The organism is Falsiroseomonas ponticola, assembly GCF_016805305.1.
GTDB lineage: Bacteria > Pseudomonadota > Alphaproteobacteria > Acetobacterales > Acetobacteraceae > Falsiroseomonas > Falsiroseomonas ponticola.
In genome coordinates this window covers 366,251-392,942 of sequence record NZ_JAERQN010000005.1, presented here as the reverse complement: position 1 = coordinate 392,942, position 26,692 = coordinate 366,251, and the positions used below count along the sequence as shown (strand labels likewise).

General features: G+C 71.7%; 25 protein-coding genes. 12 read left to right on the top strand and 13 right to left on the bottom strand.

Features of this window, described 5'->3' with window-relative positions; translation table 11 throughout:
* The first annotated feature begins 80 nt into the window (after window positions 1-80).
* From JJI54_RS17455 to JJI54_RS17435, 5 genes are all read left to right on the top strand, one after another.
* On the top strand, window positions 81-902 hold the full coding sequence (locus JJI54_RS17455) for a transthyretin-like family protein (RefSeq protein WP_203074288.1): 822 nt from the start codon (window positions 81-83) through the stop codon (window positions 900-902).
* Between the two features lie 78 nt (window positions 903-980).
* Window positions 981-3,368 (top strand): penicillin acylase family protein, encoded by a 2,388-nt coding sequence (locus JJI54_RS17450; protein ID WP_203074287.1) that lies wholly within the window; start codon window positions 981-983, stop codon window positions 3,366-3,368.
* A complete protein-coding gene (locus tag JJI54_RS17445) occupies window positions 3,337-3,840 on the top strand; it encodes an RDD family protein (protein WP_203074286.1) in 504 nt (167 codons plus the stop codon). The genes JJI54_RS17450 and JJI54_RS17445 overlap by 32 nt, the downstream gene beginning before the upstream one ends.
* A gap of 39 nt (window positions 3,841-3,879) precedes the next feature.
* A complete protein-coding gene (locus JJI54_RS17440; protein ID WP_203074285.1) occupies window positions 3,880-4,656 on the top strand; it encodes an arginyltransferase in 777 nt (258 codons plus the stop codon).
* 260 nt (window positions 4,657-4,916) lie between these two features.
* Window positions 4,917-5,639 carry a hypothetical protein gene (locus JJI54_RS17435; RefSeq protein WP_203074284.1) on the top strand — a complete coding sequence of 241 codons (723 nt, stop codon included), beginning with the start codon at window positions 4,917-4,919 and terminating at the stop codon, window positions 5,637-5,639.
* A 7-nt stretch (window positions 5,640-5,646) separates the two neighbouring features.
* Here the strand turns inward: JJI54_RS17435 and parC are convergent, their stop codons facing one another.
* The 5 genes from parC to ssb form a co-directional block, all read right to left on the bottom strand.
* Window positions 5,647-7,881 carry a DNA topoisomerase IV subunit A gene (parC, locus tag JJI54_RS17430; RefSeq protein ID WP_203074283.1) on the bottom strand — a complete coding sequence of 745 codons (2,235 nt, stop codon included), beginning with the start codon at window positions 7,879-7,881 and terminating at the stop codon, window positions 5,647-5,649.
* A 77-nt stretch (window positions 7,882-7,958) separates the two neighbouring features.
* Window positions 7,959-10,082, bottom strand: coding sequence for a methyl-accepting chemotaxis protein (locus tag JJI54_RS17425; protein ID WP_203074282.1), 2,124 nt, complete (start codon window positions 10,080-10,082; stop codon window positions 7,959-7,961).
* A gap of 132 nt (window positions 10,083-10,214) precedes the next feature.
* Window positions 10,215-11,747: a calcium-binding protein gene (locus JJI54_RS32770; RefSeq protein ID WP_203074281.1), complete on the bottom strand. Its 1,533-nt coding sequence runs from the start codon at window positions 11,745-11,747 to the stop codon at window positions 10,215-10,217.
* Window positions 11,748-11,831: 84 nt separating this feature from the next.
* Window positions 11,832-12,221, bottom strand: a complete 390-nt coding sequence (locus tag JJI54_RS17415; protein WP_203074280.1) for a hypothetical protein — start codon at window positions 12,219-12,221, stop codon at window positions 11,832-11,834.
* Window positions 12,222-12,289: 68 nt separating this feature from the next.
* The gene (ssb, locus tag JJI54_RS17410) at window positions 12,290-12,868 is read right to left on the bottom strand and encodes a single-stranded DNA-binding protein (RefSeq protein ID WP_203074279.1); all 579 of its coding nucleotides are present in this window, start codon (window positions 12,866-12,868) and stop codon (window positions 12,290-12,292) included.
* Window positions 12,869-13,076: 208 nt separating this feature from the next.
* Between ssb and uvrA the strand changes: the two genes are divergently transcribed.
* Window positions 13,077-15,953, top strand: a complete 2,877-nt coding sequence (gene uvrA / locus JJI54_RS17405) for an excinuclease ABC subunit UvrA (RefSeq protein ID WP_203074278.1) — start codon at window positions 13,077-13,079, stop codon at window positions 15,951-15,953.
* A 10-nt stretch (window positions 15,954-15,963) separates the two neighbouring features.
* Here the strand turns inward: uvrA and JJI54_RS17400 are convergent, their stop codons facing one another.
* The 3 genes from JJI54_RS17400 to JJI54_RS17390 all read right to left on the bottom strand — a co-directional run bounded on the left by JJI54_RS17400 (window position 15,964) and on the right by JJI54_RS17390 (window position 18,427).
* Window positions 15,964-16,716, bottom strand: coding sequence for a molybdate ABC transporter substrate-binding protein (locus JJI54_RS17400; protein ID WP_203074277.1), 753 nt, complete (start codon window positions 16,714-16,716; stop codon window positions 15,964-15,966).
* Window positions 16,717-16,779: 63 nt separating this feature from the next.
* Complete coding sequence (locus JJI54_RS17395; protein WP_203074276.1) at window positions 16,780-17,589, bottom strand: hypothetical protein; 810 nt, start codon at window positions 17,587-17,589, stop codon at window positions 16,780-16,782.
* A gap of 19 nt (window positions 17,590-17,608) precedes the next feature.
* Window positions 17,609-18,427: a squalene/phytoene synthase family protein gene (locus tag JJI54_RS17390; RefSeq protein ID WP_203074275.1), complete on the bottom strand. Its 819-nt coding sequence runs from the start codon at window positions 18,425-18,427 to the stop codon at window positions 17,609-17,611.
* Between the two features lie 136 nt (window positions 18,428-18,563).
* Between JJI54_RS17390 and JJI54_RS17385 the strand changes: the two genes are divergently transcribed.
* On the top strand, window positions 18,564-19,202 hold the full coding sequence (locus JJI54_RS17385) for a superoxide dismutase (protein ID WP_203074274.1): 639 nt from the start codon (window positions 18,564-18,566) through the stop codon (window positions 19,200-19,202).
* Window positions 19,203-19,262: 60 nt separating this feature from the next.
* On the opposite strand, the gene JJI54_RS17380 is transcribed toward JJI54_RS17385, so the two are convergent.
* Together JJI54_RS17380 and yajC are read right to left on the bottom strand one after the other, a co-directional pair.
* Window positions 19,263-19,859, bottom strand: a complete 597-nt coding sequence (locus JJI54_RS17380) for a cysteine hydrolase family protein (protein WP_203074273.1) — start codon at window positions 19,857-19,859, stop codon at window positions 19,263-19,265.
* Between the two features lie 147 nt (window positions 19,860-20,006).
* The gene (gene yajC / locus JJI54_RS17375) at window positions 20,007-20,345 is read right to left on the bottom strand and encodes a preprotein translocase subunit YajC (protein WP_203074272.1); all 339 of its coding nucleotides are present in this window, start codon (window positions 20,343-20,345) and stop codon (window positions 20,007-20,009) included.
* 312 nt (window positions 20,346-20,657) lie between these two features.
* Between yajC and JJI54_RS17370 the strand changes: the two genes are divergently transcribed.
* The 4 genes from JJI54_RS17370 (at window position 20,658) to JJI54_RS17355 (ending at window position 23,438) form a co-directional block, all read left to right on the top strand.
* On the top strand, window positions 20,658-21,524 hold the full coding sequence (locus tag JJI54_RS17370; RefSeq protein ID WP_203074271.1) for an ATP-binding protein: 867 nt from the start codon (window positions 20,658-20,660) through the stop codon (window positions 21,522-21,524).
* Window positions 21,517-22,164 (top strand): LbetaH domain-containing protein, encoded by a 648-nt coding sequence (locus JJI54_RS17365; protein ID WP_203074270.1) that lies wholly within the window; start codon window positions 21,517-21,519, stop codon window positions 22,162-22,164. The genes JJI54_RS17370 and JJI54_RS17365 overlap by 8 nt, the downstream gene beginning before the upstream one ends.
* Window positions 22,164-22,979 (top strand): glycosyltransferase family 2 protein, encoded by an 816-nt coding sequence (locus JJI54_RS17360; protein ID WP_203074269.1) that lies wholly within the window; start codon window positions 22,164-22,166, stop codon window positions 22,977-22,979. Before JJI54_RS17365 ends, JJI54_RS17360 begins: the two co-directional genes overlap by 1 nt.
* A 237-nt stretch (window positions 22,980-23,216) precedes the next feature.
* Window positions 23,217-23,438: a hypothetical protein gene (locus JJI54_RS17355; RefSeq protein WP_203074268.1), complete on the top strand. Its 222-nt coding sequence runs from the start codon at window positions 23,217-23,219 to the stop codon at window positions 23,436-23,438.
* 36 nt (window positions 23,439-23,474) lie between these two features.
* Here the strand turns inward: JJI54_RS17355 and JJI54_RS17350 are convergent, their stop codons facing one another.
* A complete protein-coding gene (locus JJI54_RS17350; protein WP_203074267.1) occupies window positions 23,475-24,080 on the bottom strand; it encodes a hypothetical protein in 606 nt (201 codons plus the stop codon).
* A 204-nt stretch (window positions 24,081-24,284) separates the two neighbouring features.
* Here JJI54_RS17350 and JJI54_RS17345 point away from each other — a divergent pair, with 204 nt between their 5' ends.
* Entirely contained in the window at window positions 24,285-24,500 is a 216-nt protein-coding gene (locus tag JJI54_RS17345) for a hypothetical protein (RefSeq protein ID WP_203074266.1), read from the top strand.
* Between the two features lie 16 nt (window positions 24,501-24,516).
* Here JJI54_RS17345 and serS read toward each other — a convergent pair whose 3' ends face one another.
* Together serS and tatC are read right to left on the bottom strand one after the other, a co-directional pair.
* On the bottom strand, window positions 24,517-25,788 hold the full coding sequence (gene serS, locus JJI54_RS17340; protein WP_203074265.1) for a serine--tRNA ligase: 1,272 nt from the start codon (window positions 25,786-25,788) through the stop codon (window positions 24,517-24,519).
* A gap of 95 nt (window positions 25,789-25,883) precedes the next feature.
* The gene (gene tatC, locus JJI54_RS17335; RefSeq protein WP_318987526.1) at window positions 25,884-26,681 is read right to left on the bottom strand and encodes a twin-arginine translocase subunit TatC; all 798 of its coding nucleotides are present in this window, start codon (window positions 26,679-26,681) and stop codon (window positions 25,884-25,886) included.
* Window positions 26,682-26,692 lie beyond the last annotated feature (11 nt).

Sequence of the window (26,692 nt, the reverse complement as noted above, 5' to 3'; positions counted from 1 at the left end):
GACACACGCCAGGGCTGTAGGCGGACTAGGATCGTTCCCGGCGGCCAATGACCGGCCGCCCCACAACGGGGGACGAAGCCATGCCGAGCATTTCCATTGCCGGGCGCCTCATCCACGCGCCCGGACCCGGTGGTACCCAGGTGCCGGTCAGCGGCGCCGCCATCCGGATCTACGACATCGACGCGCCAGGTCGCGGCGATGACCTGATCTGGGAAGGCCGGACCGATGCGCAGGGCCGGTTCAGCGGCACCTCCGCCGACTGGCAGGACAGCATCAAGGTCATGACGCCGCTCGGCCCGAGGACGCTGGCCGATGCCTCCGACGTGTTGCTGCTGAAGATGGAGGTGCGCCAGGGCGCGCAGGCCGTCACCATTTCCCCCTTCATCGCCAATGCGCCGGTGCCCGTCGTGGTGCCCTGGCAGCAGCCGGCCGACAGCGTCCTGGTCGCCGTCGTGAACGACAAGGTCGTCACCGGCGCCAAGCCCGACATGCTGTACGAACACGTGAAGGACCTGGCGGAAAGCGGCGCGCCGCGCATCCGCATCGTCTGCTACGGCGATTGGGCACGGCCGCTGGAGCCGCTGCTCTCCGCCAACACGGCGCCCGCGGCGCGCGCGCTGGTGCTCAGCCGGCTTGGCCTGCCGGCGGATTCGCTGGTGCTCCGCCCGAATCCGGCGGATTGGGTGATCGTCGCCTGCTGCGCGATCATCTGCATGACGGTCGTGGCCACCGCCGTCGTTGCCGTGGTCGGGATCCTTGCCGTCGCCGTCGTGCTCGCCGTGCTGCTGGGCTACCGGAAGGTCAAGACCAACACCTGCAACCAGCTCGGCGTCACGCTGCCCGCGGGCTACGGGTCCCTCAGCCTCGGCGACTACTGCTTCGTCCTGGACCTGGAGAAATAGCGCGGCCGGGCCGCGCGGGGGGCGGCCGGCGGGCCCGGCCGCTTCCCTTTCCGGCCCGGGCGGTCCATCTCCCGCCCCATGCGCATCCTCCTCGGCTTCGCCGGCCGCCTCCTCGTCCTGCTGCTCATCCTCGCCGGCATCGCGGTCGCCTTCGGCTTCGGCCTCGTCTCCTCCAGCCTGCCCGATGCGCGGGAGGAGCCGGGGATACCCACCCTCTCCGCCCCCGTCGCCATCAGCCTGGACGAGCACGGCATCCCCCGCATCGAGGCCGCGACCGAACGCGATGCCGCGGTCGCGCTGGGCTGGCTGCATGCGCGCGACCGCATGTTCCAGATGGAGGCGATGCGCCGCGGCGCCGCCGGGCGCCTGGCGGAGATCGCCGGCGCCTCCGCGCTCCGGCTCGACCGCTTCTCCCGCACCCTCGGCCTCGTGCAGTCGGCGGAAGCCGACCTCGCCGCCCTGCCGGCCGAGGCGCGGGACCTGCTGGAGGCCTATGCGGAAGGGGTGAATGCCCTGATCGCCGCGCGCGGGCGCCTGGCGGCGCCGGAATTCCTCGCGATCGGGGAGCCCGAGCCCTGGCGCCCGGTGGACAGCCTGCTCTGGGGCAAGGTCATGGGCCTGTGGCTGTCCGGCAATTGGCGGCGGGAGCTGGAATATGCCCGCCAGGCCGGGGCGCTGCCGCCGGACCGGCTGGATGACCTCTGGCCCCGCGATGCCAGCGCCGGGCGGCCGGACCTTGCCGCCCTGCCCGGCGCCGTGCCGCTGGCCCGCATCCTGGCGGCCGTGCCGGTCTTCGGCGTGGATGCGCCGCTGCCGGACAGCGCCTCCAACGCCTGGACCGTGACGGGGGCGCGGAGCGTGTCGGGGGCGCCGATGCTGGCGAACGACCCGCATCTGGGCTTCCAGGCGCCCATCCTCTGGTACCTCGCGCGCATCGACTTCCCGGATGGACGCTTCCGCGCGGGCGCCACGGCGCCGGGCGTGCCGGCCATCGTCATCGGGCGCAACCAGCGCCTGGCCTGGGGCTTCACCACCACCCATTCGGACACGCAGGACGTCTTCGTCGAACGCCTGGCCGGGCCCGATGCCTACGAAACCCCGGACGGCCCCCGCCCCTTCACGGTGCGGGAGGAACGCATCGCCGTGCGCGGCCGGGCGGAGCCGGAGGTGCTGCGCGTCAGGGAGACGCGGCACGGCCCGGTCATCTCCGGCCTCGACGGGCTGGCGGCCGACCAGGGCCATGTCCTCGCCGTCTCCATGGCCAACCTGGCGCCGCGGGACACGGCGGCGGCGGCGCTGCTGGCGCTGAACCGCGCGACAACCCTCGCGGAGGCGCGCGCCGCCGCGAGCCTGTTCACCAGCCCGCCGCAGAACCTGATGGTGGCCTCGGCCGAGGGCGCGATCGCGCAATACCTGGTGGGCCGCACGCCGATCCGCCGCGCCGGCGATGGACGCCTGCCCGCCCGCGGCTGGGATGGCAGCATGGACTGGACCGGCTTCGTGCCCTTCGACGCCATGCCGCACATCGAGAACCCGGCCAGCGGGCAGATCGCCAACGCCAATTCGCGGCCGGCGCCGGCGGACCACCCGGTGTTCCTGGGCGTGGACTGGTATGGCGACTGGCGCCTGCGGCGCATCCGGGAATTGCTGGCCGAACGCCCGAAGCACGACCTGGCGCATTTCGCCGCCATGCAGAACGACATCGTCTCCCTGCTGGCGCGGGAGGTGCTGCCCGCCCTGCTGGCGGTGCCCGCGCCCCCCGGCCTGCCGGGCCGCGCCCAGGCGCTGCTGCGGGACTGGGACGGGGCCATGCGGGCGGAGGCGCCGCAGCCTTTGGTCTATCACGCCTGGCTCCGCGCCTTCCGGCGCCTGGCGCTCGCCCAGGGCGGCGCGCCGGAGGGCACCGCCGCCGGCCCCGAATTCACCCGCCTGCTGCTGACCGACCCGGCCCGCGCCGCCGCCTGGTGCGGGGCGCCGGGCTGCGGCCCCCTGCTGGCCCGCGCCCTGGCCGAGGCGACGGCGGAGATCGAGGCCGCCCAGGGCGGCGACCCCGCGAAATGGCTCTGGGGCCGCGCCCATGTCGCCACCTTCGAACACCCCATCCTGCGCTTCATCCCCGTGCTCGGCCCGATGACGCGGCTGGAGGTGCCGAGCCCGGGGGATGGGGAGACGCTGTCGCGCGGCGGCATGCGGGGCGGCGGCGACCAGCCCTATACCCATCTGCATGGCGCGGGGCTGCGCGCGGCCTTCGACCTCGGCGATCCCGACGGCGCGGTCGCCATCATCGCCACCGGCCAGTCCGGCCATCCTTTTTCACCGCATTGGGATGACCTGCTGCAACGCTGGCGGGATGGGGACGTTGTGCGCCTCGGGCGGGTGCCGGCCATGGTGACCGGCACGATCCGCCTCAAGCCCGAAGCACCGGGAGTGCCCAGTGAACCAGAACCGCGCCAGCGCCGCCGATGACCGGCCACGCCCCTATGAGGGCGTGATCGGCCGCCGCGTCGCCGCCTGGCTGATCGATGGCGCGATCCTGTTCATCCTGTCCTGGCTGGTCTGGGGCGGCACCGGGCTGCTGGCGCTGCTGACGCTGGGCCTGGCCGGCGGGCTGTTCGTGCTGCCCTGGGGGCTGGTGCTGCCGATCCTCTACGGCACGCTGTCGATCGGGTCGCCCCTTTCCGCCACGCCGGGCCAGGCGCTGATGGGGCTGGTCGTGCGGTCGGAGTCGGATACCGGCCATCCGAGCTTCGGCCAGGCCTTCACCAGCACCACCCTGCTCGCCCTGTCCTGGGCGGCGGGGGGCGTGCCGCTGCTGGCGGCCTTCTTCTCCTCCCGCTCCCGCACCCTGCACGACCTGTTTTCCGACACCATCGTGGTGCGGGCCGCGGCGCTGCAGGCCGAACGCCGCCCGGGCCGATTCATTGCCGAGGATGGTTGATTTGCCAGCGGCCAACGCGGACAGTAGAGCCTGAGAAACATGCTCCAACGCGCCACCCGCCGTCCGCAGTTCTTCTACACCACCGCGCCGCTGCCCTGCCCCTACCTGGCAGGCCGGACGGAACGGAAGATCGTGACCGAGCTGGCGGGCGGGGATGCGGAGGCGCTGCATGACCGCCTCTCCCGCGCCGGGTTCCGGCGCAGCCACAACATCGCCTATTCGCCGGTCTGCCCGGGCTGCCGCGCCTGCATCCCGATCCGCATCGTCGCCAACGCCTTCACCCCCGACCGCACCCAGCGGAAGGTGATGCGCTTCAACGCCGACCTGGTGACGGCGGAGATGCCGGCGCGGGCGAGCGCCGAGCAGTTCGCGCTGTTCCAGCGCTACCAGGGCGCCCGGCATGGCGATGGCGACATGGCGGCGATGGGCTTCTACGACTACCGCGCCATGGTGGAGGACACGCCCATCACCACGGGCGTGGTCGAGTTCCGGGATGGCGGCGGGCGGCTGCTCGGCGCCTGCCTGACGGATTGGCTGAGCGACGGGCTCTCGGCCGTCTATTCCTTCTATGCGCCGGAGGAGACGCGCCGCAGCCTCGGCACCTATGCCATCCTCTGGCTGGTGTCGCGGGCCCGCAGCCTCGGCCTTCCTTACGTCTATCTCGGCTACTGGGTGCCCCAGAGCCCGAAGATGGCCTACAAGGCCCGCTTCCGGCCGAGCGAGACGCTGTCCGGCGGCGTCTGGCGCGTGCTGCCGGAGGATGGCGCGGAAGCCGCGCCGCCCGAGGGCGTGGAGAAGGTCAGCGTCACCGGCTGACCGCGCCGCCTCCGCGCTTCAGGCGCGGGGCGAGCTGCTGGACCTTACGCCTAGTGAGGCGCCGCGCTGCATGCGCTGTTCAGCGCGGAAGGCGCGACCAGCCCCAAGCTGCGCGCCTTCCTCGACTTCCTGTCCCGAACCATGGACGTGCTGGCGCGGTAACGTTCGGGCGAGCCGGGCGCCGCGTTCGCTTGACAGGGCAGCGGCGGCGGCGGGACGATCGTTCCACCTGCGGTGCGCTGCGCGGTTGGAGAACTCCCTTGGGCGTCGTCGTCACAACGGTCAACGCCTACACCACCACGACCACGGTCACCGATGACGCGACCGGCAGGGTCGATATCGTCGTCACCCTCTACGACGACCCGGTGCTGTCGCTGCGGGTGGTCCTGGCGCTGACCGACTACGACCTCACGAACCGCGAGGCCTGGACCAGCTATTCGGAGACCCGGAGCATCCGCAACCAGACACCGGTGCTGGAGCGGGTCGAGGCGCTGATGGACGATGGCAGCCGGTATCGGCGGGACCTGTCCTATTACGGCCTGCTCGACGGCACGCCGATCCAGCATCGCGACACCGTCACGCTGACCGCGGCGAATGGCGCGGTGGACTATGTGTACGAGGCCGTCCTGAGCTTCGACTTCCGCGCGCAGCCGGTGCGCGACTACACCTCGAAGGCCTCGGACTACGATCCCGCCACCGGGCTGCTCGACTACGTCATCACCCGCTACCGCGACGGGCGGGTCGAGGCGATCGACCATGATCCGCGGACCGGCAACCGCGACTATGCCGTCACGACCAGGACCGACGGGTCGATCCTGGCGGAGGATTACGACAGCGCCGGGCGGCTGGACTACGTCATCGAATACCGCGCGGATGGCGGCCGGACCGCCACCGACTACGACCTCAACGACGACTTCGCCTGGACCACCTACACCATCACCTACGGGGCCAGCGGCGACATCATCGGCACCGGCACGACCTGATCGAACTTCAGTCGAAGCGGTTGCTGCGCGGGAAGCCGTTGGGCGGCTGCTTGCCGGCGCCGGCGCGGTTGCCGCGCCATTCGCGCAGGTCGGTTTCCGTCCGCACGCCCGACCCGTATTTCCACCGCAGCCCGGCCTTGGCGGCGAAGACCTGCACATCCGCCAGGCCGCCATCCTTGTAGCCCTGCAGCTGCACGCCGCGGCCGCGCGTCATCTCCGGCACCTGTTCCAGCGGGAAGACCAGCAGCTTCCGGTTGTCCCCGATCACCGCGACCATGTCGCCCTCCGCCACCTTGCAGCAGGCGGCTTCCTTGCCCGGGTCGAGCACCAGCACCTGCTTGCCGGTGCGCTTCTCCGCCAGCAGGTCCTCCGCCTTCACCAGGAAGCCCTTCCCGTCCTGCCCCGCGACCAGGTAGCGGATGCCGTCCTTGTGGACGAACATGGTCACCACGTCGTCCTCATTCGTCAGGTCGAGCATGAGGCGCACGGGCTGGCCATCGCCGCGGCCGCGCGGGATGGCATCGGCCTTCAGGGTGAAGGCGCGGCCATTGGTAGCGAAGACGACGATGCGGTCCGTCGTCTCCGCATGCAGGGCGTATTTCAGCGCATCGCCTTCCTTGAAGCGCAGTTCCGCATCGGCGGGCAGGTGGCCCTTCTGCGCGCGGATCCAGCCCTTCTCCGACAGGATCACGGTGATGGGCTCGCGCTCCACGAAGGCGTTCTCATCCACCACGATCTCGGAAGCCGCGCCGCCGACCTCGGTGCGCCGCTTGCCGAGCGCCGTCTCCTCGCCGAATCTGCGCCGCGTCTCCGCGATCTCCTCCGCGATCGCGGCCCAGCGCTTCGCCTCGCTGGAGAGCAGGCCCTGCAGGCGCTTCTGTTCCGTGCTGAGCTTCTTGTGCTCCTTCCGGATCTCCATCTCCTCCAGCTTGCGCAGCGCGCGCAGCCGCATGTCGAGGATGGAGGTCGCCTGCACATCGGTCAGCGAGAAGGTGCTCATCAGCACCTCCTTCGGCTTGTCCTCGTAGCGGACGATGCGGATCACCTCATCGAGGTTGAGATAGACGATGAGGTAGCCGTCCAGGATCTCCAGCCGCCGCGCGATGGCCGCCAGGCGATGCTCCGACCGCCGCACCAGCACCACATGCCGGTGGTCCAGCCAGCAGCGCAGCACCTCCTTCAGCCCCATCACGCGCGGGGTGCGGTCGGCATCCAGCACGTTCATGTTGAGCGGGAAGCGCGTCTCCAGTGCGGAATTGCGGAACAGCGTCTCCATCAGCATCTTCGGATCGACGGCGCGGCTCTTCGGCTCCAGCACCAGGCGGACGACATCGGTGCTCTCGTCACGCACATCGCCCAGCAGCGGCAGCTTCTTCTCCTCCATCAGTTGCGCGATCTGCTCGATCAGGCGCGACTTCTGGACCTGGTAGGGAATCTCCGTCACCACGATCTGCCAGGTGCCGTTCTTCAGCGGCTCCGTCTTCCACTGCGCGCGCAGCCGGAAGCCGCCGCGGCCCGTCGCATAGGCCTCGCGGATGCTCTCCGCGCCTTCCACCAGCAGGCCGCCGGTCGGGAAATCCGGGCCCTTCACATGGGCCAGCAGGTCATCGACCGTGGCGTCCGGCTTCTCGATCAGCGCGATGGCGGCGCCGCAGAGTTCGCCCGCATTGTGCGGCGGGATGGAGGTCGCCATGCCCACCGCGATGCCGGCCGCGCCATTGGCCAGCAGGTTCGGGAAGGCCGCCGGGAGCACCAGCGGCTCCTTCTCCTCCCCGTCATAGGTGGCGCGGAAATCGACGGCATTCTCCTCGATCCCGTCGAGGAGGGCCTGCGCCACCTCCGTCAGCCGCGCTTCCGTGTAGCGCATGGCCGCGGCGTTATCGCCGTCGATATTGCCGAAATTGCCCTGGCCTTCGACGAGGGGATAGCGCGCGGCGAATTCCTGCGCCTGGCGGACCAGCGCTTCGTAGATGCTGCTGTCGCCATGCGGATGGTACTTGCCCATCACGTCGCCGACGATGCGGGCGCATTTCTTGAAGCCGGCGGCCGGGTCCAGCTTCAGCTGGTGCATGGCGTAGAGCAGCCGGCGATGCACCGGCTTCAGCCCATCCCGCACATCCGGCAGCGACCGGCTGACGATGGTGGACAGCGCATAGGCCAGGTAGCGCTCCGACAGCGCATCGGCCAGGCGCGTCTCTCGCTCATTGCCCCCCGGGGGGACCGCCTTGATGTCATCCGGCATGGGTCAGATTCGTGCTTCGTTCCTGTCCCCCGGGGTCTAGCCCATCACGCGCGCGATGTCGAAGCCTGGAACGGGGCTCAGGCGGCCCGGACGGCCGCCAGGAACCGGTCCACCCGCCCGCGCAGCTCGTCGGAGGCGGCGGAGACGCCATCCCCGGTGGCCTGCACGGCCTGGGCCTGGGCCTCGGAGCTGCGGACGGCGGCCTGGACCTGCTGCATCATGCGGGTCGCCTCCTCGTTCTGCTGCGCCACCACCTGGACGCTGCCCGCGATCTCCCGCGTCGCGCTGCCCTGTTCCTCCACCGCGGCGGCGATGGCCGTGGCCACCTCGCTGACCCGCGCGATGCTGCCGCCGACCTCCTTGATGGCGGAGACGGCGAGGTCGGTGGCCGACTGGATGGCGCCGATCTGGGCGCTGATCTGTTCCGTCGCCTTGGCGGTCTGGCCGGCCAGCGTCTTCACCTCGCTCGCCACCACCGCGAAGCCCTTGCCCGCATCGCCGGCCCGCGCGGCCTCGATGGTGGCGTTGAGGGCGAGGAGGTTGGTCTGGCCCGCGATCTCCCCGATCAGGCGCACCACGTCGCCGATCTGCGCCGCCGCCTCCGCCAGGCTCAGCACCGTGGCGTTGGTGCTGCGGGCGCGCTCATCGGCCTCCCGCGCCATGCCGGCGGCGGAGGCGACCTGGCGGCTGATCTCCCCGATGCTGGCGGTCAGCTCCTCGGTCGCCGCGGCGACGGAGGCGAGGTTGGCGGCGTTGCGCTCCGCGCCCTCCGCCGTGGTGGCGGCGGCCTGGCCGGCGCTGGCCACGCCGCTCGCCATGGCATCCGCGGCCTGGCGCAGCGCGGTGGCGGAATCGCCGAGCCGCGCCATGATGCCGGCGGCGGCATCGCCGAAGCCGCCCGTCTCGCGCTCGATCGCCTGGTGGCGGGCCTCCCGCGCCGCGCGGTCGGCGGCGGCGGCGGCCTCCAGCTCCCGCGCCCGGCGGGACCCGTCCCGCAGGCTGCCGAGCGCGCGGGCCACGGCGCCGACCTCATCGCCCCGGTCCATGCCGGGGATCGGCGTCTCCAGCTCCCCGGCGCCGAGCCGTTCGGTGGCGGCGGCAAGCCCCGCCAGCGGCGCCGTCACGCGCCGCAGCACGATCCAGACGGCGCCCACCGCGACCAGCAGCACCAGCAGCGCGGCCCCGGCGGAGAAGGCGAGCGCGGCGCGCTTGGCATCGACCAGCGCCTCCATATGCGCCTCGCTGGCCGTGCCGGCGGCGTCGCGCACCAGCAGCAGGGTGCCGACCATGGGGTTGGCCCCCTCGATCCATTCGCGGCCGGTCATGCCGTAGCGGCCGCCGGGCGCTTCCGCGCCGCGCCGCACCGCCTCATCCACCCGGCGGCGGAAGCCCTCGAAATACTGCTGGCGGATGGTCTCGAAGGCGGCGCGCAGGGCGGGATGGGTGGCGGGGTCGGAGGCCGGGGCCAGGTTCTCCACCTGCGACCACAGCGCATCGATGCGCGACCGCATGGCGGCGATCTGCGTCAGCTGCCCCTGCTCCAGCGGCCGTTCCCCGCTGATGGAGACGCCGACCAGGCCGAGTTCGAAGCCCGCGGCTTCGCGCATCCGCCAGCCGATCTCCTTCAGCGTGGCGAGGCGCGTCAGCACCGCATCCTCCCCGGCCGCGTCATGCGCATAGGCCGCCCAGAGCCGGGTGGAGGCTTCCAGCAGGCGGGACATGGTGGGCACGAAGGGCTGGATCGCGGCCGCCTGGCGCTGGTCCCGCGGCAGGCCGAGCGCCAGATCCGCCTGCTGGCGGACCGCATCCGCATCCCGCAGCGCCGTGCGGAAATTCTCCAGCAGCGCCGCGCCGCCCGGCAGGGACGCCGCGGCGGGCAGGCCTTCCGCCCGCAGCGCCGCGCGGTTGCCGGCCCGGTGCTGTTCCATGCGCTGGCGCGCCTCGGCCGGCATGGGGCCGGGCGCCTGCAGGGCGGTGCCGGTGAACAGCCTTTCCAGCAGCAGGTCGTGCAGCCCGGCGGCGAAGCGGTTGGCGGCGCGGTCCTCGGCCTGCGCCTCCTCCGCCTGCCGCAGCACGGACCAGGCGTTCAGGGCATGCAGCCCGGCCATGGCGGCGGCCAGCAGCGACAGCACGGCCACCACCCCCAGCAGCGCGCCGCGGATCGACAGCGCCATCGGCGCCAGCTTGCGAAGAAGGGTCATGGTCACTCCTCCGGGCCCTGGCGGGCCCGGCCTATCCAGCGGCGGAGCAGTAGCGGCGAAGGCTGAACGGGCCTCTAACGCCGCGGGGGCGCCAGGGGGCGGGGCCGCCCCCCCGGCGCCCCCACCCGGGGGTCAGAGGATGAAGTCCTGCACCTGCGCGTCGAAGCGCAGCGCGTGGGTGCCGGTCAGCACGATCTCCAGATCCGCGATGCCGTCCCCGTTGATCTCCACCTGCACCAGCGTATCGGCGCCCTGCGCCTGGTAGCGGACCTGGCCCTGGTTGCCGCCGGTCAGGAAGCGGTCGGTGCCGATGAAGAGGAAGGCATCGTCCGCGCCGCCGGGATGGGCATCGATGGCGGAGAGGTCCAGCCGGTCCCCGGCCTGGAAATCCTCCACCACGTCGCGCTCCCCGGCATATTTCACCTGGCCCGCGCTGCTCGGCCTGCCGATATCCGCCTGCGTCCAGATGAAGAGGTCGGCCTCCGCGCCGCCGAAGAGGTGATCGACCCCGGCGCCGCCCGCCAGCCGGTCCGCCCCCGTGCCGCCCATCAGGATATCGGCGCCGGAGCCGCCGCGGAGGTCATCCGCATCGGCGCCGCCCAGCAGGCTGTCATTGCCCGCGCCGCCTTCCAGCACGTCCCGGCCATTGCCGCCTTCCAGCGTGTCCAGCCCCGCATCGCCGCGCAGCGTGTCGTCATCCGCGCCGCCGAGCAGCCGGTCATTGTCGGCGCCGCCATTCAGCACGTCGTTGCCCGCGCCGCCTTCCAGCAGGTCATCCCCCGCATCGCCATCCAGCCGGTCATGGCCGCCCGCGCCCTGCAGCGTGTCCCTGCCATTGCCGCCCTGCAGGGTGTCGGCGCCGAAGCCCGCTTCCCCGACGACGTCGCCCACCAGCAGGTCGTCGTCATCGCCGCCGCGCAGCAGGTCCGCGCCCATGCCGCCCTGGAGGGTGTCGAAGCCCTGCCCGCCATCCAGCACGTCGTCGCCCTGTTCCCCCGCCAGGCTGTCATTCGCCGTGCCGCCGGAGAGGTTGTCGTTGCCCGCGGCGCCGAACATCGTATCGGCGCCGTCGCCGCCCTGCATCCAGTCGTCGCCCGTGCCGCCATCCATCCAGTCGGCATGCTCGCCGCCATCCATCTGGTCGTTGCCGGCGCCGCCCTTCAGCGTATCGGCGCCGAGGCCGCCGGTCAGGACATCGTTGCCGGCGCCGCCATCCAGGCTGTCCTCGCCCGTATCGCCCTTCAGCGTATCCGCGCCGGCGCCGCCCGAGAGCGTGTCGTTCCCGATGCCGCCATCGAGGTCGTCATTGCCGTTGCCGCCGGAGAGGCTGTCATCATCCTCGAAGCCCTTCAGCTCATCGTCGCCGTCGCCGCCATCGAGGGTGTCGTTGCCGGTATGGCCGAACAGGACGTCGTCGCCCGCATCGCCGTAGAGCTTGTCGGCGCCGCCGCCGCCATGGAGGTAGTCGTCCCCGTCATCGCCATACATCGAATCCCGGCCATCGCCGCCCAGGATCATGTCGTCGCCGCCGAAACCGCGGACGACGTTGTTGCCCTCGCCGAGGTCGATGAACTCGCCGAACATGCCGGTGGCGCGCCAGGTGGTGAAGCGGTCATCGCCGGCGCCACCCTTGGGATCGAACAGGCCCATCGTCGTCTCCATCATCCGCTGCCACGACCATCCGCGGCGTGGGGGGAGAATGGCGGGGGATGGGGCGGGGGCCGTGTTCCCGGGGGAACAGCGCGGCGATCAGGGGCGATGCGGCGGCAGGACTTCCCGCCGGAAGCCGGCGATCGCGGGCAGCAGCACCAGCAGGATGAGCGGCACGGCCAGCACCAGCCCGACGAAGAGCGGCGTGGCGAGGCAGAAGGCGGCGAAGGCCCAGGCGGTGACCCGGCGGCGGGCCTCCCCGCTACGCGGCAGGCGCATCAGCCCCCAGAGGAAGAGCGTCGGCGCCACGACGCCGCTGAGCAGCGGCAGCAGGGGATCGATGAGGGAGGGGCCGCCGGCTCCGGGCGGGGCCTTGTCGATCCGCAGCCCCGGCAGGCCCAGCAGGCCGGCGGCCTCCGGGAAGAACTCGGCCCAGAGCCCCGCCAGGAAGACGATGACGGGGATGCTGCCCAGGGCGCCGAGGACCATCGCCGCGATGGCGATGGCCCGGCGCGGGCGGGCCCGCGAAGCGGGTTGCCCCGCCGCGGCCCGCACGATCAGAACGGGATGTCGTCGTCCAGGTCGCTGCCGCCCTTGGGCGGGCCGCCGCGGCCACCGCCGGCGGGCGCGCGGCTGCCGCCGCCGCTATTGTCCCAGCCGCCGGAGGACCGGCCGCCGCCACCGGCGGAACGGCCACCGCCGCCCCCGCCATAGCCGCCGCCACCACCCCCGCCGCCGCCGGCATAGCCGCCGCCGCCCTCGCCGGGGTCGCCCATCTCACCGCCCGTGCCGCGGCCGCCCAGCAGCGCGATCTCGCCCCGGAACTGGCGCAGCACGATCTCCGTCGTGTAGCGGTCCTGGCCCGACTGGTCCTGCCACTTGCGGGTCTCGAGCTGGCCCTCGACATAGACCTCCGAGCCCTTGCGCAGGTACTTCTCCGCGATCTCGCCCAGCTTCTCGTTGAAGATGGCGACGGAGTGCCACTCCGTCCGCTCCTGCTGGTTGCCCTCGCGGTCCTTGTAGCGCTCGCTGGTGGCCAGGCGCAGGTTCACCACGCGGCCGCCATTCTGGAAGTTGCGCACTTCCGGGTCGCGGCCGAGGCGCCCCACGAGAATAACCTTGTTCACTCCAGCCATGGCGGCACCCCTCGTATCCTTGGCCGAACCCTATAGCGCAGGGCACGCCACAGGCCAGCCATGCGTGACGCGCCGCGCCCCGGCACTCTGGCAATTCTCGATGCGGGACTACCTATAGGGCTTCGCATCATCTAGAACAAGACGCGAACGCCGTCCCGACTCCGCGGGGCGGTGCCCTTCCGGCCCATCCAGACCGATCGGTGACCCCATGAGCGGATTGATCCGCGTCCGCGGCGCGCGGGAGCACAACCTCAAGAACATCGATATCGACATCCCGCGCGATACGCTGACGGTGGTGACGGGGCTGTCGGGGTCCGGCAAGTCGTCGCTGGCCTTCGACACCATCTATGCGGAGGGCCAGCGCCGCTACGTGGAAAGCCTGAGCGCCTATGCGCGGCAGTTCCTCCAGCTCATGCAGAAGCCGGATGTGGACAGCATCGAGGGCCTGTCGCCCGCGATCTCCATCGAGCAGAAGACCACCAGCCACAACCCGCGATCGACCGTCGGCACGGTGACGGAGATCCATGACTACATGCGCCTGCTCTGGGCGCGGGTCGGCGTGCCCTACTCCCCCGCGACGGGCTTGCCGATCGAGGCGCAGACGGTCAGCCAGATGGTGGACCGCATCATGGCCATGCCGGAGGGCACGCGCCTTCTACTGCTGGCCCCGGTCGCCAAGGGCAAGAAGGGCGAGTTCAAGAAGGATTTTCAGGAGTTCCAGCGGCGCGGCTTCGAACGGGTCAAGGTCAACGGCACGCTCTATGCGGTCGGCGAGGTGCCGGCGCTCAACAAGAAGCTGAAATACGACATCGAGGTCGTGGTGGACCGCATCGTGGTGCGGGAGGGGATCGAAAGCCGGCTGGCGGACAGCCTGGAGACGGCGCTCGCACTGGCGGACGGCGTCGCCTATGCCGAGGGCGCGGATGACCAGAAGCGCACCGTCTTCAGCCAGAAATTCGCCTGCCCCGTCAGCGGCTTCACGATCGAGGAGATCGAGCCTCGGCTGTTCAGCTTCAACAGCCCGCAGGGCGCCTGCCCCACCTGCGACGGGCTCGGCACGCAGTCCTTCTTCGACCCGATGCTGGTGGTGCCGGATGACAGCAAGTCGCTGAAGGATGGCGCGGTGCAGCCCTGGTCCGGCGCGTCATCGCCCTATTACGACCAGACGCTGGAAAGCCTGGCACGGCACTACAAGGTGGCGATGACGACGCCCTGGGCGGACCTGCCCAAGGCCTTCCGCTCCGTCGTGATGACCGGCACGGGCAGCGAAATCGTCACGCTGAAATACAAGGACGGGCTTCGCGCCTATGACGTGAAGAAGCCCTTCGAGGGCGTGATCCCGAACCTGGAGCGCCGCTACCGCGAGACCGACAACCCCTGGGTGCGGGAGGACCTCTCCCGCTACCAGGCCGACCGCCCCTGCCCCGCCTGCCAGGGCCATCGCCTGAAGCCGGAAAGCCTCTCGGTGAAGGTGGCGGAATGCCACATCGGGCAGGTCAACAACCTGTCGATCCGCAAGGCGCGGGACTGGTTCGCGCAGGTGATGCCGACGCTGACGCCGCAGCGGCAGGAGATCGCCCGCCGCATCCTGCGGGAGATCGAGGAGCGGCTGCAGTTCCTGGTGGATGTGGGGCTGGACTACCTCTCGCTCGGCCGCTCCTCCGCCACGCTGTCGGGCGGCGAATCGCAGCGAATCCGCCTGGCGTCCCAGATCGGCAGCGGGTTGACCGGCGTGCTCTATGTGCTGGACGAACCCAGCATCGGCCTGCACCAGCGGGACAATGAACGCCTGCTGAAGACGCTGCGGCGCCTGCGGGACATCGGCAACACGGTGCTGGTGGTGGAGCATGACGAAGATGCGATCCGCAGCGCGGACCACCTGATCGATATCGGCCCCGCCGCCGGCAAGGGCGGCGGCCGCGTGATCGCGCAGGGCACGCCGAAGGAGGTGGAGGCGCATCCCGACAGCGTCACCGGCCAATACCTCTCCGGCGCGCGCCGCATCCCGATGCCGGCCACGCGCCGGCCCATCGACCCGAAGCGCGTCATCCGCGTCGTCGGCGCGCGGGGCAACAACCTCAAGGACGTGACGGCGGAGATCCCGCTCGGCACCTTCTGCTGCGTCGCCGGCGTCTCCGGCGGCGGCAAGTCCACCCTGGTGATCGAGACGCTGTTCAAGGCCGCGTCCCGCCGCCTGATGGGCAGCGGCGAGGTGCCCGGCCCGCATGAGCGGATCGAGGGCCTCGAACACCTCGACAAGATCATCGACATCGACCAGTCGCCGATCGGCCGCACGCCGCGATCCAACCCCGCGACCTATACGGGCCTCTTCGGCCCGATCCGCGACTGGTTCGCGGAGATGCCGGAAAGCCGCGCCCGCGGCTACCAGGCCGGGCGCTTCAGCTTCAACGTCAAGGGCGGCCGCTGCGAGGCCTGCCAGGGCGATGGCGTGCTGAAGATCGAGATGCACTTCCTGCCCGACGTCTACGTCACCTGCGACACCTGCAAGGGCAAGCGCTACAACCGCGAAACCCTGGATGTGAAGTTCCGCGGCAAGTCGATCGCGGATGTGCTCGACATGACGGTGGATGAAGGCGTGGAGTTCTTCTCCGCCGTGCCCTCCATCCGCGACAAGCTGGTGGTGCTGCGCGATGTCGGCCTCGGCTACATCCATCTCGGCCAGCAGGCGACGACGCTGTCGGGCGGCGAGGCGCAGCGCATCAAGCTGTCGAAGGAATTGTCGCGCCGCGCCACCGGCCGCACGCTCTACATCCTCGACGAGCCCACGACCGGCCTGCATTTCGAGGATGTGCGCAAGCTGCTGGAAGTGCTGCACGCGCTGGTGGCGCAGGGCAACACGGTGGTGGTGATCGAGCACAATCTGGAGGTCATCAAGACCGCCGACTGGATCCTCGACCTCGGCCCCGAGGGTGGCGAGGGCGGTGGGCGCATCGTGGCGCAGGGCACGCCGGAGGAGGTGGCGGAAGCGCCGGAAAGCCATACCGGGCGCTTCCTGAAGCCGATCCTGGCGCGGGACGGCGCGGTGGCGGCGCCGGTGGTGGCAAAGCGGCGGAAGAAGGCGTGACGCCGCCGCGTCACACCGGCCGGAAGCCGATCCGCGCATAGGCCGCCCGCGCGGCCTCGCCCGACAGCAGCGCCAGCAGCGCCCGCGCCTCCGCGCCATCCTGCACGATGGCGGCGCGATAGACGGTCCAGAGGTTCAGCGCCTCCGGCAGCAGCCCCACCAGCTGCACGCCGGGGCGGTCGATGATCTCGGTGGCCTGGCTGAAGGCAAGCGAGACCTCGCCCCGGCTCGCCATCGTCACGCCCTCCACGCCGAAGGACACCAGGCGCAGCTTCGGCCGCAGCGCCTCCGTCAGGCCCAGGCGTTCGATCACCGCGGCCACGTGGCGGCCGGCCGTCGCGCCGCGGGCGGGGTCGGCATAGGCGATGCTGTCGGCGGCCAGCAGCGCGGCGCGGAAGGCCTCGGGCGTCGCGATGTCGGGCACCGGGCGCCCGGCGGGGGCGCCGAGGGCGACGCCCGTGCGCCCCACATCCAGCGCGCCATCGGCGGGGCCGATGCCGCGGGCCTGGATCGCGGCCACGGCCTCGGCGGACAGCAGCGTCACGGCGGGGCGTTCCCCGCCCAGGATGCGGTCGCGCAAGGCGCCGACGGTGTCGAAGGCGGCGCTGGGCACGGGGCGGCCGGCGGCACGCTCCAGCGCCTGCAATTCCTCCACCGCATGCTTGGTGGCGCCGGCGGCGAAGATGGCGGGGGCAGCCTGGGCGCGGGCGGCGACGGGCAGCATCAGCAGCGGCGCGGCCAGCAGGGCGCGGCGGTTCGGCATGGCGTGGCTTCTCCCGTTCGTTGCGCGCAGCATGCCACGCCACCGGATCGGCTGGGAATGGCGCTACGCCCCGCGCAGCCGCGCCGCCAGCGCGGGCAGGTCCGGCGCCTCCAGCGCCGCGAAGGCGGCCTCCAGCGTCGGCGGCGGCGCGCCGGTCAGCAGCTCATGCGCCGCCATCACCTGGGCGGCGTCCACCACGGGCGCGACCCCTGCCCGCCGCAGGCTGATCGCCACCTGCCGGGCGATGCGCAGCACGCGCTGTTCCTGCGTATGCACCTCGTTGCGCACGAACTGCTTGATGAAGCGGCTGTGCTGGTAGCCGATCAGCTGGTCGCTTTCCCGGTGGATCGTGGCGGTCAGGGCCGGGTCGGCCTGCAGCACCCGGTGCAGCAGGCGCTGGTCGTTCTCCACCTCGTCCCAGGCCGCGGCCTGGCGCAGCGCGGCATCGGGGATGGCATCGAACAGCGCGATCCAGCGCTCCGCCATCAGGCGCGCCGGCGCCTGCGCGAAGTTCCACAGCATGACGCCGCTGTTCACGTCCCAGTCGCCGCGGCCCGCCCCGGGCGGCACGACCAGCGCGCTGCCCGCCCGCGCGGCCAGGTAGGCGCCGATGTCGAAGTCCATCTCGGCCACGAAGGCGTCGGCATCCAGGTAGATCGCCCAGCCGCGGAACCCCTCCGCCAGCCGGTCCCGCAGGAAGGCCAGGCGGTTGAAGGCGGCGTGCCAGGGGTGGCAGCCGCGGCGGATGCCGATGAAGGCCTCCAGCCGGATGCCGTGGCGGCGGCAGAATTCCCGGTTGGCCGGCAGCGTCGCCGACAGCATCGGGAGGTAGGCCTCCGCATCCGCGGTCTGGTGGAGGATGGCGTCGATCATCCCCGCCAGCGTCGCATGGTCAGAGCCGCCCGCGGAAGGCGGCCCAGGTGACGGCCAGGCGGTCCCCCGCCCCGCGCGGGCGCGGCACCGGCCGCCCCGCCGCCAGCCGCGCCAGGTCCCGCCGCGCCAGCACGGCGGGCAGCGCCGCGGGCAGGGCGGCGCGCGGCAGGGGCTCCGCCATCGCCCTGGCGATCAGGCTGCCGCCTTCCTCCGCCAGGGCGCGCAGCAGCGGCGCGGCCAAGGCGGGATCGGCGATCACCGCCTCCGCCGCCAGCCCCGCTTCCGCCAGCGCGTCCCGCGGCAGCAGGCAGCGGCCCTGGGCGGCATGGGCCGGCACGCTGCGCAGCACCCCGGCCAGGCCCTGCAGGGCGCCGAGGCGTTGCAGCAGCGGCAGCGACTCCGCCGGCGCGCCCGCCAGCCGCCCGGCCACCACCGCGAAGCCGCCGGCCCCGGCGCGGAGATAGGCGCCGAAGGCCTCCCGCGTCGGGATGCCCTCCTCCTCCGTCTCCGGCTCCCGCGCATCGACCAGGCCCAGCAGGTCATCCGCCGCCAGCGCGCCGGACACGATCGCGGCATGCAGCGGCGCCGCCACCTCATGCCGCCGGGGCGGCTGGCCGGCGGCGGCTTCCGCCACGGCATCGCGCCACCATTGCAGGCGGATCAGCGCCGCGACGGGGTTGGTGGTGGCTTCGCGCGCCCGGGCGAGTTCGTGGTTGAAGGCAATCAGCGTGAAGAAGGCCTCCCGCGCCGCCTGCGGCATGAACAGCGCCGCCAGGAAGCGGTCCGGGTCATGCGCCCGGGTGAAGGCGGCGATCGGGGAAAGCGGGGCATCGGCCATGGCGGCTTGATGACCGTCCCGCGCAGCACGGGCAAGCGTGGGCAGGTGCGGTTGACGCTCCCTCCCACCACGCCTAGGTCAGACGCCGGCCTCCGGCACGACACGGGGGCAAGAACCTCCAACGGGAGAGTCCCCCATGCCCTTCAGCCTGCCGCCCCTGCCCTATTCCACCAACGCCCTCGCGGGCCAGGGCATGTGCCAGGAGACGCTCGAGCTCCATCACGGCAAGCACCACAACGCCTATGTGACGGCGCTGAACGGCCTGATCGAATCCAAGGGCCTGGCCGGCAAGACGCTGGAGCAGATCGTGGCCGAAGCCGGCAAGGCCGGCGCCGACGGCCTGCCCGTGCTGAACCAGGCCGGCCAGCACTGGAACCACATCCTGTTCTGGCAGGTGATGTCGCCCAAGGGCGGCGGCGACAAGCTGCCGGGCAAGCTGGCCGCGAAGATCGACAGCGATCTCGGCGGCCTCGCCGCGTTCAAGGAGGCCTTCAAGCAGGCCGGCGTGACGCAGTTCGGCTCCGGCTGGGCCTGGCTGATCATCGGCGCCGACGGCAAGCTGAAGGTCACCAAGACCCCGAACGGCTCCAACCCCGTCGCGACGGGCGAGGGCACGCCGATCCTCGGCGTGGATGTGTGGGAGCACGCCTACTACCTGGATTTCCGCAACGTCCGCCCGAACTACCTCGACAACTTCCTGAACAAGCTCGTGGACTGGGAAGTGGTCGAGGGGCTGATGGACAAGGGCGGCCTGAGCAGCGGCCAGGCGGCCTGAACCCTTCAAGGGTCCAAGCGATGGGGGCGCCGGAGCGATCCGGCGCCCTTTTTCGTGCCCTCAGCCGATCGACGCCGCCGGCAGCACCACGGCGAAACGGTCCGCCAATTCGGCCAAAGCGTGGCGGTGGATCGCCGCGCCGCTGATGGCGGGCCCGCCCAGCGCATCGGGCAGCGCCCGCGTCGCGCAGGCATCATGCGGCACCGTCACGCGATAGCCGAGGTCGAGCGCCGCCCGCGCCGTGGAGCTGACGCACATATGCGTCTGGTAGCCCGCCACGATCAGCTCCTTCCGGCCGATGGCGGCCAGGCGCTGCGCCAGGTCCGTGCCCGCGAAGGCGTTGGGCAGCGGCTTCTCCACCACCGCCTCGCCCTCCGCGGGCGCGACCTCGGCCAGGATGGCGCCGCCCGCGGCATCGCGGTCGAACAGCCCGCCGGCGCGGCCCTTATGCGCGACATGGATCACCACGGCGCCGCCGGCGCGGGCGCGGGCGACCAGGGCGGCCAGGACGGGCAGCGATTCCTCGATGCCCTCCAGCGGCAGGCGGCCGGTGCGGTATTCGCCCTGCGCGTCGATCACCAGCAGCACCGCCTCCGCCAGCGCGGGCGGGGCCAGGCTGGCGCCGGCCAGCTGCAGCAGGGTCTTCGGTTCGGCCATGGTCGCACTCCTCGGATGGGCGCCCCTTCTGCCACCCGGGCCGGACCCTGTCCCGCGCGCGGGGCGCATGCCTCCGAAGGGCCGCCATGCGCGCATGAAAAAGGGGGCGGACCTTGCGGCCCGCCCCCCTGGCACCAACGGGTGCCCTCAGGCCTTGGTGTCGTTCGCCGGCTCCGGCGGCTTCACCACGCTGGCGATGGTGCCGCGCACCACCGTCACGCGCACGCCGGGGGCGATCTCCACCTCGATCTCGTCGCTGTCGTCGCGGACCTTGGAGATGGTGCCGACGATGCCGCCGGCGGTGACGACCTTGTCGTTGCGCTTCAGCTGGCCGAGCAGCGCGCGGTGTTCCTTCATCTTCTTCTGCTGGGGCCGGATCAGCAGGAAGTAGAAGACCGCGAAGATCAGGATCAGCGGCAGCAGCTGCATGATGACGGCGGCCGTGCCGCCATCGGCGGTCTGGGCGTAGGCAGGCGAGATGAACATCGGTGCGTCCGGCTTTCTTGGGGGGCTTGCGCCGCGGGACGGCGCTTCGGCGCGCTAGATAGCCTGGACTTCCCGCGGCGGCCAAGCGCCCGCGCGCATCGGCGGGCAGCGGGGCGGCCAGCGGGGCGGGCAGCGGGGCGGGCAGCGGGGCGGCCGGCACCCGCCCCGGCCCGGCGCACGCCGCCCGCCGCCGGGCGCGGGCGTCCCTGGATCGCGGGCAGGAACCGGGCCCGGATGATTTCATCCCGGCGCATATTGCCCTAGGTTCCCGCGCCTTTCCCCTTCATCCGCTGACCAACCGGGGCCACCGCCTTGTCCGATCCGCATGCCCTCCTCCCCACCCTGACCCGTATCGCGGAGGCGCTGGAACGCCTGGCCCCCCCGCCCCCGCCGGCGCCGAGCCTGCAGGGGGCCGACGCCTTCGTCTGGCATCCCGGCCCGCCCGCGCGGCTGGCGCCGGTGCCGCGCGTGGCCGCGGTGGACATCGCGCTGCTGCAGGGCGTCGATCGGCAGAAGGGAATCGTGCTGGAGAACACGCTGCGCTTCGCCCGCGGCCTGCCCGCCAACAACGCCATGCTCTGGGGCGCGCGCGGCATGGGCAAGTCGTCCCTGGTCAAGGCCGCGCATGGCGCCGCGAACCGGGAGAATCCGGGCAGCCTGGCGCTGGTGGAGATCCAGCGGGAGGATGTCCGCACCCTGCCGGACCTGCTGAACGTGCTGCGCGCCCAGAAGCGCCGCTGCCTGGTCTTCTGCGACGATCTGTCCTTCGAGCGCGAGGACGCGGACTACAAGGCGCTGAAATCCGTGCTGGATGGCGGCATCGAGGGCCGGCCCGCCAATGTCCTGTTCTACGCCACCTCCAACCGCCGCCACCTCATGTCCCGCGACATGATCGAGAATGAGCGCAGCACCGCCATCAACCCCGGCGAGGCGGTGGAGGAGAAGGTGTCGCTCAGCGACCGCTTCGGCCTCTGGATCGGCTTCCACAACTGCGACCAGGACACCTTCTTCGCGATGATCGAGGGCTATGCCGCCACCTTCGGCCTGCCGCTGGGGCAGGAGGAGCTGCGCAAGGCCGCCGTCGAATGGTCCGTCACGCGCGGCGGCCGGTCCGGCCGCGTCGCCTGGCAATTCGTGCAGGAGATGGCGGGGCGCCTCGGCGTCCGGCTGGATGGCTGAGGCGGCGGCGCGGGGCGCGCTCCTCATCTTCGCCGCCGGCGGCCCGCTGGCGGTGGACATGGAGGAGACGGCGGCCAGGCTCGGCCTGCGCCTCCTGGCCTCCATCCGCAACCGGGCGGGCCCGGCCTATACGCTGGACCCCGCGCTGCTGGCCGATGCCGCGGCCCTGCCGCCCGCGCTGCGCGGCGCCGCCTTCGCCTGCCCCCTCTTCACCCCCGCCCATCGCCGGGCGGCGGTGGAGGAGGCGCTGGCGCTCGGCCTGCGCCCCGCCGCGCCGCTGCGGGACCCCTCCGGCACCCATGCGGCCTCCGCCAGCTGGGCGGAGGGGAGCTACGCCAATGCGGGCGTGCTGGTCGGCGCGCTGGCCCGGATCGGCCGCTTCGCGCTGCTCAACCGCGGCGCCGGCATCGGCCACCATGCGGCGATCGGGGATTTCGCCTCGGTGGGCCCCGGCGCGACCTTGGCCGGCCAGGTCACGCTGGGCGATGGCGCGATGATCGGCGCGGGCGCCGTCATCGCGCCGGGGGTGCGGATCGGCGCCGGGGCCATCGTCGCGCCCGGCGCGGTGGTGCGGCGGGACGTGCCGGCCGGCGCGCTCGTCGCGGGCCATCCGGCCCGGATCATGCGGGAGGCCCGGTGATGCGCGTGCACCTCTACACCCAGTCCCTCAACGAGGAAGCGCAGCTCGGCTTCTTCTTCCGCCACTACGACCCCTGGGTGGAACGCTACATCGTCTATGACGATGGCAGCACGGACGGCACGCTCGACATCCTCGCCCGGCATGGGCGGGTGGAGGTGCGGCGCTTCCGGCGGGTGGTGCCGGACAGCTTCGTGGCATCCGCCCAGCGGCTGCACGACACGGCCTGGAAGGAAAGCCGCGGCCGGGCGGATTGGGTCGTCATCACCGCCATCGACGAACACCTGCACCATCCGGACCTGCCGGGCTACCTCGCCCGCTGCCAGGCGGCCGGGGTCAGCATGGTGCCGGCGCTGGGCTACCAGATGGTGGCCACCGAATTCCCGCCCCCGGACACCACGCTCTGCCAGGCGCTGACCTGGGGCACGGCCTTCAAGGGCATGAACAAGCTCAGCCTCTTCGCCCCGGACCGGCTGCGGGAGACGCGCTTCGCCCCCGGCCGGCATGCCGCGACGCCCACCGGCGACCTGGTCTGCCCGGAGCGGGACGAGCTGCTGCTGCTGCACTACAAGTATCTCGGCCTGGACTACCTGGTGCGGCGCCAGGCGATGCTCTCCGCGGGGCTCGGCGCGCGGGACATGGAACGCGGCTGGGGCCGGCAATACACGCTGCCGGAGGCCGAGAACGCCACCCGCTTCGAACGCCTGCGCAAGCGCGCCATCGATACCGCCGCCCCCGGCCTGGACCACCATGACTGGAACCCCACCCCGCGCTGGTGGCGGGAGGAGGGAGTCTGCCGCTTCGCCCCCGTCGCCTGAGGCCGCCGGGCCGGCAGATGAGGCCAAGCCTGCCGCGAAGTTACGCAAAACTCAGCAGAAACCGCGCTTCATTGCAGATTGGCGCCCTTGGCTGACCCTTGGGTGAATTCGGCGATGGGTTTGGATAACTCCCTTGCCTCATCCTCTCGGCGGCGTGAGCGTCCGGGGCGCAGGGTCCGCGTTCCCACCAGCGGGGTGGCTGCCGGGCCTGCCGAGCTCCAAAGGACCACGGCCTTGATGGCTGCCCTCTATGCCCCCTTCGGCCTGATCTTCGGAACGATCGGCCGCTACCCCTGGCCCACGATCATCATCAGCGCGCTCCTCACGCCCGCCGGCTTCTTCACCGGCCATGACGTGGTCGGCGTCTGCGCCGCGCTGCTCTCCTCCATGGTCCTGATCTGGGTGGACGAGACGACGCATCCGCGCGCCATCGACGAAGGCGTCGCCGCGGGGGATTGACCGCGAAGGGGCGCCGGCAGGCCCGGCGCCCCGCCCTCAGCTCACCCCGCGTCCCGGGCGCCGGTCCTGCCGGCGGCTGCCATCGGGCAGGAAGAGCCAGACATTGCCCTCCCACTCCCCGAAATCGACGCCCTCATACTCGCTGTAGACGGGGATGCCGAAGATGGTCGTGGTGACGACGCCGGCATTGTAGGTCTGGATGGAATCGGAGGCGCGGACGGTGGCGTTGATCTGCCCCGCCAGCTCCCGCATCAGCAGGCGGCCATTGCCGGTGAAGCCGGTGCTGGAGCTGTCCTCCGCCGCCGCGCAGGCATAGATGTCCATCTGCCCGCCGGCCGCGAACTTGCCGGACAGCAGGTTGAAGGCGCCGACCGTGTCGAAGGTCAGGTCATCCTGGCCGAGCTGCAGCCCGAAGCCGCCGCCCATGCGCGACATCGCCATCCGGTCATCCGCCACGCCGCCTTCGTAGCCATGGCAGCAGACCGACAGGCGGGAGAGCTTGTTGCTGCCCAGCGTCGCCGTCACCCGTTCGAACAGCCGCGCCAGCGTGGTGGCCGTGCCGACGATGATGTCGCTGCCGCGCGGCCGCTTGAACCGCGCGCCGATGCGCGTGTCGAGCACCCGCAACTCCACCGATGCCATGCCGGGCCTCCTGCCGTCGGAAGCCGCAGCCTGGACCCCGCCGGCGCGGCCTGTCGATGGCGGGCGGTTTCGCCCTGTTTCGCGCGGCCGGGCCGGCACGCGCCGAATTGCCTTGTGCCCGGCGCCCCGGCGGCGGAGGGTGCGGGGCGCATCCGTCCGGCCGCCCTTCCGGTGGCGAGGGGTCCGCGAAGGATCCCCCCGACCGTGATGCGTATCCTGCTGCTGCCCTACACCCTGCTGACGGGTGTCGTGGGGCGCTACCCCTGGCCGACCATCGCCCTCTGCGCCGTCATGACGCTGGCGCTCTCGCTGCTCGGCCAGCCCTTCTATGGCGTCTGGTTCGCCATGTTCGGCGCCGTGGTGCTGATCTGGCTGGACCAGAGCCGGCGGCCCAAGCCCGCCCCGATCCCGGGCGAGTGAATCCAGGCTGCACCCCTTAGCCGGGGTGCAGCATCTCCACCCCGCCCATCCAGGGGCGCAGCACCTCCGGCACCAGCACGCTGCCATCGGCCTGCTGGAAGGTCTCCAGCACCGCGATCAGCGCACGGCCCACGGCGACGCCGCTGCCGTTCAGCGTGTGCAGGAACTCCGTGCCCTTGGCGCCGGCCGGGCGGTAGCGCGCATCCATCCGCCTTGCCTGGAAGTCCCGGCAGTTGGAGCAGGAGGAAATCTCCCGCCAGGCCTGCTGGCCGGGCAGCCAGACCTCCAGGTCATAGGTCTTGGCCGCGCCGAAGCCGGTATCGCCGGCGGAGAGCACGATGCGCCGCCAGGTCAGGCCGAGATCGGTCAGCACCCGCTCCGCGCAGGCGGTCATGCGCTCATGCTCCGCCTCGCTGTCCTGCGGCAGGCAGATGGAGACCAGCTCCACCTTCGGGAACTGGTGCTGGCGCAGCATGCCGCGCGTGTCGCGCCCGGCCGATCCCGCCTCGCTCCGGAAGCAGGGGGAGAGCGCGGTCAGGCGCATCGGCAGCGCGGATTCGGCCAGGATCTCGCCGCGCACCAGGTTGGTCAGCGGCACTTCCGCGGTCGGGATCAGCCAGCGGCCATCGGTGGTGCGGAACAGATCCTCGCTGAACTTCGGCAGCTGGCCGGTGCCGTACATGGTGGCGTCGTTGACCAGAAGCGGCACGGAGACTTCCGTGTAGCCGTGCTGTTCCACATGCAGGTTCAGCATCCACTGGCCGAGCGCGCGTTCGAGGCGCGCCAGCGGCCCGCGCAGGATGGTGAAGCGCGTGCCGGCCAGCTTGGCGGCGTTCGCGAAATCCATCCCGAAGGCTTCGCCGAGTTCGAAATGCTGCTTCGGCGCGAAGGCGTGGTTGGCCGGGGCGCCATGGGTGTGCAGGACGACATTGGCGCTCTCGTCCAGGCCCTCCGGCACCGCCTCGTCCAGCACATTGGGCAGCGCGGCCAGGATGGCGTCGCGCGCGGCCTCATGCACCTCCGGCGTCGCGGCGGCGGCGGCATCGACGGCGGCCTTCACCTCGGCCTTCAGGCGCTCGGCCTCCTGCGCGTCGCCGCGCTTCATGGCGGCGCCGATCTGGCGGGAGAGTTCGTTGCGCGTGGTCTGCGCGGCCTGGGTGATGCGGATGGCCTCGATGCGGAGGTCATCGAGGCGCAGCGCCTCCGCCGCCGCGGGCGGCGCGCCGCGGCGGGCGAGCGCGGCGTCGAAGGCGGCGGGGTTGGCGCGCACCAGCTTGATGTCATGCATGGGAAGCAGCCCCTGATGGCAGGCCCCTCGGGGCCGATCGGTCAGCGAGAGAGAGTGGAAGCAGCGCGGGGGCCGAAGCCCCCTTCAGGCCTGCGTCAACTGCTCGCCTCGTCCTTCGGCGGCTTCGGCGCCATCCAGACCGCGGCCAGGATCGAGATCTCGTAGAGCAGGATCAGCGGCACCGCGAGGCCGATCTGGCTGATGATGTCGGGCGGCGTGATGATGGCGGCCACGACGAACATGCCGACGATCGCGTAGCGCCGGCCCTTGCGCAGGCCATCCACCGTCACGATGCCCACGCGCGCCATCAGCGTCAGCAGCACGGGCAGCTGGAAGGCGATGCCGAAGGCCAGGATCATGTGCATGACCAGCGAGAGGTATTCGCTGACCTTGGCTTCCAGCTGGATGGGGATGGACCCCGCATCGGCCGGCGTCTCGAAGGAGATGAAGAATTTCCAGGCCAGCGGGAAGATGAAGTAGTAGGCCAGCGCCGCGCCCGCGATGAACAGGAAGGGGGAGGCGATGAGGAAGGGCATGATCGCCTTCTTCTCGCTCCGGTACAGGCCGGGCGCGATGAACAGCCAGAGCTGCGTGGCCCACATCGGGAAGCTGAAGAAGGTTGCGCCGAAGAAGGCGACCTTCAGGTAGGTGAAGAAGGCCTCGTACAGCGCGGTGAAGATCATGCGCCGGTCGGCGCCGCCGGATTGCGCGTGCAGGATGTCCGCCAGCGGCGCGGCCAGGAAGCCGTAGATCTGGGTGGAGAAGTAGTAGCAGACGGCGAAGGCGATGATGAAGGCGCCGATCGACCACATGAGCCGCGTGCGCAGCTCCATGAGGTGCTCGATCAACGGCATCGGCTTGTCGTCGATATGGTCGTCCGGATCGCGCGGCACGGGGGGGATCC

Bases quoted from the DNA above. Each gene is read 5' to 3' on its own strand.
- JJI54_RS17455 (WP_203074288.1), top strand. From the start codon at position 81: ATGCCGAGCATTTCCATTGCCGGGCGCCTCATCCACGCGCCCGGACCC.
- JJI54_RS17450 (WP_203074287.1), top strand. From the start codon at position 981: ATGCGCATCCTCCTCGGCTTCGCCGGCCGCCTCCTCGTCCTGCTGCTC.
- JJI54_RS17440 (WP_203074285.1), top strand. From the start codon at position 3,880: ATGCTCCAACGCGCCACCCGCCGTCCGCAGTTCTTCTACACCACCGCG.
- parC (WP_203074283.1), bottom strand. From the start codon at position 7,881: ATGCCGGATGACATCAAGGCGGTCCCCCCGGGGGGCAATGAGCGAGAG.
- JJI54_RS17425 (WP_203074282.1), bottom strand. From the start codon at position 10,082: ATGACCCTTCTTCGCAAGCTGGCGCCGATGGCGCTGTCGATCCGCGGC.
- JJI54_RS32770 (WP_203074281.1), bottom strand. From the start codon at position 11,747: ATGATGGAGACGACGATGGGCCTGTTCGATCCCAAGGGTGGCGCCGGC.
- JJI54_RS17415 (WP_203074280.1), bottom strand. From the start codon at position 12,221: ATGGTCCTCGGCGCCCTGGGCAGCATCCCCGTCATCGTCTTCCTGGCG.
- ssb (WP_203074279.1), bottom strand. From the start codon at position 12,868: ATGGCTGGAGTGAACAAGGTTATTCTCGTGGGGCGCCTCGGCCGCGAC.
- uvrA (WP_203074278.1), top strand. From the start codon at position 13,077: ATGAGCGGATTGATCCGCGTCCGCGGCGCGCGGGAGCACAACCTCAAG.
- JJI54_RS17400 (WP_203074277.1), bottom strand. From the start codon at position 16,716: ATGCCGAACCGCCGCGCCCTGCTGGCCGCGCCGCTGCTGATGCTGCCC.
- JJI54_RS17395 (WP_203074276.1), bottom strand. From the start codon at position 17,589: ATGATCGACGCCATCCTCCACCAGACCGCGGATGCGGAGGCCTACCTC.
- JJI54_RS17390 (WP_203074275.1), bottom strand. From the start codon at position 18,427: ATGGCCGATGCCCCGCTTTCCCCGATCGCCGCCTTCACCCGGGCGCAT.
- JJI54_RS17385 (WP_203074274.1), top strand. From the start codon at position 18,564: ATGCCCTTCAGCCTGCCGCCCCTGCCCTATTCCACCAACGCCCTCGCG.
- JJI54_RS17380 (WP_203074273.1), bottom strand. From the start codon at position 19,859: ATGGCCGAACCGAAGACCCTGCTGCAGCTGGCCGGCGCCAGCCTGGCC.
- yajC (WP_203074272.1), bottom strand. From the start codon at position 20,345: ATGTTCATCTCGCCTGCCTACGCCCAGACCGCCGATGGCGGCACGGCC.
- JJI54_RS17365 (WP_203074270.1), top strand. From the start codon at position 21,517: ATGGCTGAGGCGGCGGCGCGGGGCGCGCTCCTCATCTTCGCCGCCGGC.
- JJI54_RS17360 (WP_203074269.1), top strand. From the start codon at position 22,164: ATGCGCGTGCACCTCTACACCCAGTCCCTCAACGAGGAAGCGCAGCTC.
- JJI54_RS17355 (WP_203074268.1), top strand. From the start codon at position 23,217: ATGGCTGCCCTCTATGCCCCCTTCGGCCTGATCTTCGGAACGATCGGC.
- JJI54_RS17350 (WP_203074267.1), bottom strand. From the start codon at position 24,080: ATGGCATCGGTGGAGTTGCGGGTGCTCGACACGCGCATCGGCGCGCGG.
- serS (WP_203074265.1), bottom strand. From the start codon at position 25,788: ATGCATGACATCAAGCTGGTGCGCGCCAACCCCGCCGCCTTCGACGCC.